Raw genomic sequence first — 8,242 nt, 5'->3', positions numbered from 1 at the left:
CAGTTGTAAGCGTGTCTAGCGACTCCAGAAGCCTTGCGAAAAGCTGTAATCTGTCCGTTATTTGGAATTAGTGCAGTTTTGAATGATAAAAGCATTGATTCGACCTTCAATGTTGGGCTATGATGTCTAGTATATCAGATATATTAGGATTTGGCAATGCCTCGGATTAAATTTAAACCACAAAATCAAGTAGCCTACGATAAATCACCCTTGCAATTTAAGGTTTTACCTGGAGTCAGGGAAAAAATTAAAACCGTCCCTGACTGGCAACAACGGTTGAGGGATTTTGTTGATCAACTTATTGAAGACTTGGACAAACAGTAACATAAGGCTAGTTATGGGTAGAAATTATCAAGCTGTTTCTACCCCCTAAACTTTCTACATGAACAGTACCACCATGCATTTCTGTTAAATGGCGCACAAGTGATAATCCTAATCCGAGTCCACCATAGGATCTAGTGCTGGAACTATCAGCTTGACGAAAACGATCAAAGACATGGGGGAGAAACTCAGCAGTAATGCCAATTCCATTGTCAATTACTTGAATTTGAGCATATTTTCTGGGTTGATCATGATCATTTGACAAATTTGCGGTGCTAATAGCCACTTTATTCAGCCTAATTTCGACGTTACCGCCTTGGGGTGTAAACTTGATGGCATTGGTTAACAAATTCCAGATCACCTGTTGCAAGCGATCGCTATCACCGGATACCATCACAGCAGAGGTTGAATCTGGCAATTCTCCATCATGGGGATCAAAGTGCAAATTAATTTCCTTTGCTTGGGCTGCAAGGGAGACAGTTTCCATAGCTGAATTAATAATAGGAACTAAATTGCAACTTCGAGGATTAAAGGTTAACTTACCTCTAATGATGCGGGATATATCCAACAAATCATCAATTAACTGATTTTGGATTTTCGCATTGCGTTCAATGGTTTCTAGTCCTTGGGCTACCTGATCTTCTGTAAATTTGCGAGTTCTGAGCAAATGAGACCAACCGACTATAGCATTGAGAGGCGATCGCAATTCATGGGACAAAACTGCCAGAAACTCATCCTTCATCTGGTTAGCTTTCTGTAACTGCTCAGTTTGTGTTTGCAAAGAAGTGATCAAATTAGTGCGATCTTTTTCTGCTTGTTTCCGCTCCGTAATATCCAAAAATGCCCCGATACATCCTCCTTACTTTTCCGGAGTTCCTTGAGTGTGGCTTCCCGTTCACTTAAATCCAGGATAAAAGCTGTTGACCTCTCCCGTTTTTCCCCCTTGAGGGCAAAACCAACTAACACAGGAATACGACTACCATCTTTGCGAATATATTCCTTTTGATATGGTGTACAACCACCATCTGCACTAGAATGAGATTCAGCGATCGCTTGTTCATCTAAATATAAAAATTCCGGTGCTGTCAGATGCCTCCAACCTAAATTACCAGCGAGTAAATCTTCCCTTGTATAACCAGTAATTCTCAAAAATTCGTCGTTTGCCTGGTGGATGCCACCATAAATATCACCAGAAATAATACCAATAATGTTAGCATTGACAAAAGTTTGCAGATTCTCATCCTTAATTTTCAATGCCTCTTCAGCACGACGATTTTTATAACTGAGGCGATCAATTGCTATCGCACTTTGCCAAATTAAAATAATAAAAACTATAATTACAACAAACTCAAGAAGGGAAATAGCAAAAGCATAATTATATAACTTCGCTAATTCACCATTAAGTATTAACCAACCCACCACAAAAAGGACAGTTAGTGCTGGCAATAACAAACACACAGCTATCACACCACCATAACCATCATTAGTTATTACCCGCATTAACCACTGTCGAAAACTTGCCCACAGAATCCCCATCACCACTACCATAAATTGTCAATAAGTTGACCGCAATATTAGAGGATGTTTCTAATATTACTTCGTGTTGGAGAAATTTTTAATTTCACCATCAGCACAAAAACCCAAGTCATGATAGAAAATAATTATGATTAAAAAATCTATCTGAGGGAATATTTTATAATTTGTGTTTTTATGGTACTTAACCCCGTGTTGTTAAAAAAATGTAGGTTGGGTTGACCCAGGGAAACCCAACAAAATTCTGAATCAAGTTGAGTCAAGATTCCTCCTGACTCCTAACCTTAGTCTAGTACCGCAGGACGTAAATAAACCAACCATCCTCAATCGTCAAAAAGCTTGCTCAATATTACTTTTGACCTTTGACCTTTGACTTTTGACTTCCGCTTTGCGGTACTAGTCACCATTCCCAAACCGCTTGATTAAATCCTCTGGACGGAGATTAGAAATAAATTCGCGGAAAGCTTCCTGTTCAGCTTCATCAGCATCACGATCTACAGGAATAGAAGCATTAGCCACTACTTCTTCCATGACCCAAATGGGAGTATTTGTGCGGAGTGCAATAGCGATCGCATCACTGGGACGAACATCAATTTCTTTTTTGACATCCCCTTGCTGAAGAATTAACGCAGCATAAAAGGTATCTTTTTGTAAGGTATGAATAATAACTTTATCTAAAGTCATATTCCATGTTTCCAGCATATTCACGATTAGGTCATGGGTTAAAGGTCGGGGGGGCTTTTGATTTTCCATTGCCCCCATAATTGCTCTTGCTTGTTCCTGACCGATGTAAATGGGCAAAGCGCGACGATCTGAACCATCCTTCAGAAGCACAATCGGGCTGCGAGTGATCGCATCTAATGCTATACCAGCGACTTTCATTTCTATCATTGGTTCAGCCTCTAAAGTTCTTTAATCGCTTGGAAATATGTAACAAATAATCCACTTTTTTCCGAATTTAAGAATTAAAAATTAAAAATTAAAAAAGCAAATCAAACCAGCTTTTTAGGAATTTTTAATGGTTAGTTGACTCTTACTGTGGTGTCATAGAAATCAGGTATAAATAAACTAATTTCACACCTTGTTAATAACTCATTTATTGATCCTTCATATTTTATCCTTCATCTTTCTTTTAGCTCCTAATTCAAGTATGCCTGGGGATTGATGTTAATATGTTAATATTCATTTACCAAAACCAGGAAAAAAATAAACTTACGGGCTTTACATTTTTTCCGAGAATTATTAGTTGATTTCCGCCAAAATTAAGCAATAAATAAAATTAGTTTCCCAAAAGCTGTGTTTACAGGATTAATTCAAGGTTTAGGAACCATAAAACCCTTAACAGGAGATTCGTGGCAGATTAATTATCTTAGTCAGCCAGAGATGATCATTCATGACTTGGCCTATGGTGATAGTGTGGCGGTAGATGGCGTGTGTTTGACAGTTGAAGAAATCTTAAAAGATGGATTTATTGCCACCGCTTCACCGGAAACCCTAGGACGCACAACATTAGGCAAAGAAGAAATTCAACAAAGATACGTCAATCTAGAAGCATCACTACGGGTGGGTGGTAAAGTTGGCGGTCATTTTGTTATGGGTCATGTAGATGGAATTGGTCAGTTAATTACATCTGAACAAACTGCTAGTTCCTGGGAAATGACCTTTGTCGCCCCAGAAGCGATCGCTCGTTATATAGTTCCTAAAGGTAGCATTGCTGTCAATGGTATCAGCCTCACCGTAGCTAAATATAAATCAGAATCATCTCAATTTACAGTTGCCGTCATCCCGCTAACATACAGCGAAACCAATCTGAGTTATTTAGTAGCGGGTAGTTGGGTAAATCTAGAAGGAGATATCCTGGGTAAATACGTGGAAAAATTCCTCACCCCTGGCAATAATCACCATCAACAAGCGGAAATTACAACTGCATTCTTAGCAGAAAACGGATATTTGTAAGGAGAAGAGGAGTCAGGAGTCAGGAGTCAGGAGTCAGGAGTCAGGAGTATGGCTAACGCCACGCTTCGCTATCAGAAGTATGGCTAACGCCACGCTTCGCTATCAGGAGGAAGAAGGAAGAAGGAAGAAATTTCTCCCCTCCTCCCTGACCACTGACCACTGACCACTCCGCCAAATTACCGAGCTTGGGCTGTTTTCGTGCCTTGTGTGCCTTGTGCCAACTGGCTAAGGCCACCTTCTAATTGCACACCTGGGTCAACAGCAACCCATCCATTTTGGGTAAGGTGACGGATTTCAAAGTGCAGGTGAGGTCCTGTAGAGTTACCAGTGCTACCAACTCGACCAATGACAGTTCCAGGCTCTACCCATTGACCAGGTTGAACAAAGATTTCTGACATATGCCCGTAAAGACTTTGTTGAGCCGAACTGTGATTGATTGTTACAGCCAAACCATAACCACCTAACCAGTTAGCTGATTCTACTTGACCTTTAGCCGCTGCTAAAATTGGTGTTCCCGTGGGCGCACCTAAATCTGTACCAGCGTGAAAACGGCGATCGCCCGTGATAGGATGAACACGCCAGCCAAATAAAGACGTAATTGGTGCAGCCATAGACAGAGGGAAGACAATTCCCGAACCACCACCACCACGATAAGCCAGGGTATTAGTATAAGGAACTTGAGGTAATACAGATGCCAGTGAAAAATCATAGGACACCAGACTGGGACGAGGAGCAAGATTACCCTCAATCATCGGTGCTGGTAAACTACCTACTTGGGGAGCAATAGGGATAGAACTCACCTTTGTCGTGCTAAATTCCCTAGGACTGGGGATAAAGCTATTGGCATGATAGGCAGCCTTTGTATGACTGCTGGTGTTAGTTCTGGAAATCCGCCAATTATTTTGAGGTTGACTAATTTTGCTCACACTAGTAGCAACAGCTTCACCAACATTCTCACGTTGATTGCGGGTTGCAGTTATGGCTGTCCTCACTGGGGACACGATTGGTAATTTAGCAGTTTCACTTTTTTTCAGCCAAGTCGGTGATGAATCTTTAGACTTAGCCACGGCAGGAGTTTGGGTAGTTTTAGCACAAGCACTTTGCCCTGGAACTACATTTGCACTACAACCACTAGAACGTTCTGTGACGACTACAGAACTGGGCGGTTCATAGTTATCTGTGGTTGCATTTTTGTAGTCAGTGGGATCAATATAAGCGTTGTTATAATCCTTGAGACTACTTTCTGTATCCTTGACAGTATTTTGCGAATTATTGGTTGTTTGAGCGACTTCTGGGAGTTTTTTAACCAATGGGTCAGGTTCACTAACACTGGCTGTAGGTTGAGTATTTTCACCTTTGGGCTGGGAAATTCTCACACTGGCTGTAGGTTGAGTATTTTCACCTTTGGGCTGGGAAATCCTCACACTAGCTGTAGGTTGAGTATTTTCACCTTTGGGCTGGGAAATTCTCACACTGGCTGTAGGTTGAGTATTTTCACCTTTGGGTTTAGCATCTCTGACAACTTCTGTAGATTCAGCAACACTTTTGCTATTTAGCTTCTTTTTCAGCCTAGCTTGTCGGTCAGAAAAATCCGGCTGTGGCTTGGCTGTTTCAGGAACAATAGTTTCTTTCTGAACTGGATTTGTAACTACTGCTGGTTGGGAATTCTCAATAGTGGGAACAATATTGTCTATTGATGCAGTTTCAGTTTGAGCAGTTACAAATCCGCTACCAAGAAGACTAAAGCTACTTAACAAACAGAGGCTTTGTGCTGGTAGTCTAGAAGCAAAACGTTTACTCGTGCCACCGTAGTAAAAATTTTTATGGGCAGATTTATGGTGCTGCGTCATTTTTTCTCTTGTGTTGTGTGTAATAAGTCTAAAGAAATGATATCATTCCATGCTGGATATACTATCCTATGAAGTGACATTTTTAACAAATTTAATCATTAAACAGAAGCTTGACGATAACCCAAACTGATTGTACCTGGTTGGCAAAAAATTTCTGGTGTTACGGCTGCTTTTGGATCATAAGTTGTCATTTTTAACCGGAGATTACCCTGTGGAGTTACTCCAACTACTGTACCTAAAAGATTATTGACATAAACCTGATCACCCATATTTGTGAGTAGATCAAGATAGCGAGATAAGAGGATGTTTATTCCTTCTACCTGTAGACACTCGATACCGGACTTAATTCCTAGTAAGACTTGTGAGGTAAGCATTTCCAGGTGATGAATCATCTGATAATTTTGGGAATTTTGCCATAATTGCAGATTAATTCCCGTTTCTGGAACTTGATTTGCCCAATTAATGCCAACACCAATCACAGCTTGAGTGATATGTCCTTGATTGACTTTGGTTTCCGTTAAAATGCCTCCTAATTTGCGACCATCTAATACTAAATCATTTGGCCATTTTATGCCGACGGGTATACCACATTTTCGTAATTGCGCTGTAATTCCCCACGCGCTGGCCAAGGTGAGTTGATAACTGCTGGTAGCTTCCATGTTGGGTGTTAATGCCATTGAAAGATATAGACCACCAGTAGAAGATTGCCATTGACGACCCCATTGCCCCCTGCCGGCGGTTTGCTGGGTGGCAATAACTACACAACCTGGTTTTTCTCCTTGGTTGATTAGTTGCCACAGGGTTTGATTTGTGGAAGATAAAGTGTTAAAAATATGTAGAGAGAATGGTAAATCTTGATGCTTATATTCTGCTTTTAAGCTATCTACCAAAAGTTGCCGATTAAATTCCACCACAGTTCACCATTGTTTTAAATCTTTTTTGGCAGTTGTTCAAGTTAGCATTGATTGAAAGTAATTAATTTTCTATTGAGGTTTGGTTAAAGATGCACACTTGGCATTGGCACAATTGGGAAGGTCTACCTTACCTGACTTGTAATCTTCTAGAACCCTGGTCTCATGGTTTCTTTACCCAACGGTTTTGGCCTCGTTTACCTCATGAACTAACTCAGGCACTACAACCAGAGGCTTTAGCTTATCGTTTAAAACAGGTGCATGGCAATACTGTTTTAACTCCCCAGGAGGTTGATGATCATGTCAATGCCAGTGATGATGATTTGGCGTTGGCAGATGGTTTAATTAGTCAGCAACCGTTACAAGCTGTCTGGGTGGCTTCTGCTGATTGTACACCTGTTTTGATTGGAGATGTGAAAACTGGACAGGTGGCGGCTTTACACGCTGGTTGGCGGGGAACAGCGGCGAAAATTGTTCCTGAAGCTATTACCAGAATGCAATCTCACGGTAGCAATTTAGCAGATTTGCGCGTAGCTATGGGTCCGGCTATTGCTGGGGAAGTTTACCAAGTTTCTGTGGAAGTAGCTGCGGAAATTGGCAGTACCATTCTACCACATTATGAACCAGAAAAAATAGTTCCTGCTTTACATAATTTAGCGAATTCACCTTTAATCAAAGATCCAGAACCGGGAAAGGTCTGTTTAGATGTGCGGCGGGTGAATGCTTTGCAATTGGAACAATTAGGAATTAGTTTAGAACAAATTGCGATCGCTCCCTATTGTACTTTCCAAACTCCAGAACATTTCTTTTCTTATCGTCGAGAACGGGAGAAAAAGGTGCAATGGTCAGGAATTGTGAGTACAGGTAAATAATAGCATTATATTACCATGACTTACCAAGATGATCCGGTTGTTGAATTTCAACAACCTATCCCCAAATGATTTCCATATTTAAAATAAATTCTGGCAAAATATCTTCACCTAATAATTCTTGGGGAAATTCTAATATCTCTACTGGTTTACCAAGACGATAAATTTCCACTTGGCGCATTTTTCGATTAATTAACCAACCTAATTTAACTCCATTATTGATATATTCCTGCATTTTTGCTCGCGTTTCCTGCAAACTATCACTAGGTGACATTAATTCTAAAACAAAATCTGGGGCAATTGGGGAAAACTTTTCTTGTTCTTCTGGTGTGAGTGTATCCCATCTTTCTTTTTTAATCCAAGCAACATCAGGAGAACGATTTGCACCATTGGGAAGTTTAAAACAGGTGGAAGAGTCGAAACAAACTCCTAGTTTATATTTACGATTCCAAAACACAAAATCTGCGGCAATTTCCACATTACGTTTTCCTGTTCCTCCTCCTGTTGGTGACATAATCAATATTTCTCCTTTGGCATTGCGTTCAAATTTGACTTCAGGATTTTCTCGACAGAGTTGATAAAATTGCTGATCACTTAATTGGATAATAGGGTTTAAGTTGACGGTGATAGCTGTCATAATAACCTCGTGAGGATGAGATCAACTTTAGATAAATTATAAAATGATATCTGGGAAATTAAATTTTAATCTCTAAGCTTAATTAAAAATTACTACACCGACAATAAACGTATACATGAATTGACACTCCCCGGTCTAAAGACGCGGGGATTCTACATTCACAGA

10 protein-coding genes are annotated in these 8,242 nt (G+C 40.3%); 3 read left to right on the top strand and 7 right to left on the bottom strand.

What is annotated here, in order from left to right; genetic code table 11:
- Positions 1–95 (bottom strand): helix-turn-helix domain-containing protein (locus FJR06_RS13615; RefSeq protein WP_168651618.1); only part of this gene is annotated, 95 nt, incomplete at its 3' end.
- Between the two features lie 61 nt (positions 96–156).
- On the opposite strand from FJR06_RS13615, the gene FJR06_RS13610 reads away from it, so the two are divergent.
- Complete coding sequence (locus tag FJR06_RS13610) at positions 157–324, top strand: hypothetical protein (RefSeq protein ID WP_168634134.1); 168 nt, start codon at positions 157–159, stop codon at positions 322–324.
- 7 nt (positions 325–331) lie between these two features.
- On the opposite strand, the gene FJR06_RS24390 is transcribed toward FJR06_RS13610, so the two are convergent.
- The 3 genes from FJR06_RS24390 to FJR06_RS13600 form a co-directional block, all read right to left on the bottom strand.
- A complete protein-coding gene (locus FJR06_RS24390; RefSeq protein WP_051155221.1) occupies positions 332–1,159 on the bottom strand; it encodes a sensor histidine kinase KdpD in 828 nt (275 codons plus the stop codon).
- On the bottom strand, positions 1,111–1,869 hold the full coding sequence (locus FJR06_RS24385) for a PAS domain S-box protein (protein ID WP_235081901.1): 759 nt from the start codon (positions 1,867–1,869) through the stop codon (positions 1,111–1,113). The genes FJR06_RS24390 and FJR06_RS24385 overlap by 49 nt, the downstream gene beginning before the upstream one ends.
- 381 nt (positions 1,870–2,250) lie before the next feature.
- Positions 2,251–2,745 (bottom strand): bifunctional nuclease family protein, encoded by a 495-nt coding sequence (locus FJR06_RS13600; RefSeq protein ID WP_015081458.1) that lies wholly within the window; start codon positions 2,743–2,745, stop codon positions 2,251–2,253.
- A gap of 405 nt (positions 2,746–3,150) precedes the next feature.
- On the opposite strand from FJR06_RS13600, the gene FJR06_RS13595 reads away from it, so the two are divergent.
- Positions 3,151–3,810: a riboflavin synthase gene (locus FJR06_RS13595; RefSeq protein ID WP_148765225.1), complete on the top strand. Its 660-nt coding sequence runs from the start codon at positions 3,151–3,153 to the stop codon at positions 3,808–3,810.
- 176 nt (positions 3,811–3,986) lie between these two features.
- Here FJR06_RS13595 and FJR06_RS13590 read toward each other — a convergent pair whose 3' ends face one another.
- Positions 3,987–5,660 (bottom strand): peptidoglycan DD-metalloendopeptidase family protein, encoded by a 1,674-nt coding sequence (locus FJR06_RS13590; protein WP_015081460.1) that lies wholly within the window; start codon positions 5,658–5,660, stop codon positions 3,987–3,989.
- A 98-nt stretch (positions 5,661–5,758) separates the two neighbouring features.
- Positions 5,759–6,571: a biotin--[acetyl-CoA-carboxylase] ligase gene (locus FJR06_RS13585; protein ID WP_041458139.1), complete on the bottom strand. Its 813-nt coding sequence runs from the start codon at positions 6,569–6,571 to the stop codon at positions 5,759–5,761.
- A gap of 92 nt (positions 6,572–6,663) precedes the next feature.
- On the opposite strand from FJR06_RS13585, the gene pgeF reads away from it, so the two are divergent.
- Positions 6,664–7,443, top strand: coding sequence for a peptidoglycan editing factor PgeF (gene pgeF / locus FJR06_RS13580; RefSeq protein WP_168651617.1), 780 nt, complete (start codon positions 6,664–6,666; stop codon positions 7,441–7,443).
- A gap of 55 nt (positions 7,444–7,498) precedes the next feature.
- On the opposite strand, the gene FJR06_RS13575 is transcribed toward pgeF, so the two are convergent.
- A complete protein-coding gene (locus FJR06_RS13575) occupies positions 7,499–8,077 on the bottom strand; it encodes a Uma2 family endonuclease (RefSeq protein ID WP_168634130.1) in 579 nt (192 codons plus the stop codon).
- Positions 8,078–8,242: the final 165 nt, after the last annotated feature.

The sequence above is a fragment of the Dolichospermum sp. UHCC 0352 genome (assembly GCF_009711925.1).
Classification (GTDB): Bacteria; Cyanobacteriota; Cyanobacteriia; order Cyanobacteriales; family Nostocaceae; genus Dolichospermum; species Dolichospermum lemmermannii.
This window is presented reverse-complemented; position numbering and strand designations above follow the sequence as displayed.

Bases quoted from the DNA above. Each gene is read 5' to 3' on its own strand.
- FJR06_RS13610 (WP_168634134.1), top strand. From the start codon at position 157: ATGCCTCGGATTAAATTTAAACCACAAAATCAAGTAGCCTACGATAAA.
- FJR06_RS24385 (WP_235081901.1), bottom strand. From the start codon at position 1,869: ATGGTAGTGGTGATGGGGATTCTGTGGGCAAGTTTTCGACAGTGGTTA.
- FJR06_RS13600 (WP_015081458.1), bottom strand. From the start codon at position 2,745: ATGATAGAAATGAAAGTCGCTGGTATAGCATTAGATGCGATCACTCGC.
- FJR06_RS13590 (WP_015081460.1), bottom strand. From the start codon at position 5,660: ATGACGCAGCACCATAAATCTGCCCATAAAAATTTTTACTACGGTGGC.
- pgeF (WP_168651617.1), top strand. From the start codon at position 6,664: ATGCACACTTGGCATTGGCACAATTGGGAAGGTCTACCTTACCTGACT.
- FJR06_RS13575 (WP_168634130.1), bottom strand. From the start codon at position 8,077: ATGACAGCTATCACCGTCAACTTAAACCCTATTATCCAATTAAGTGAT.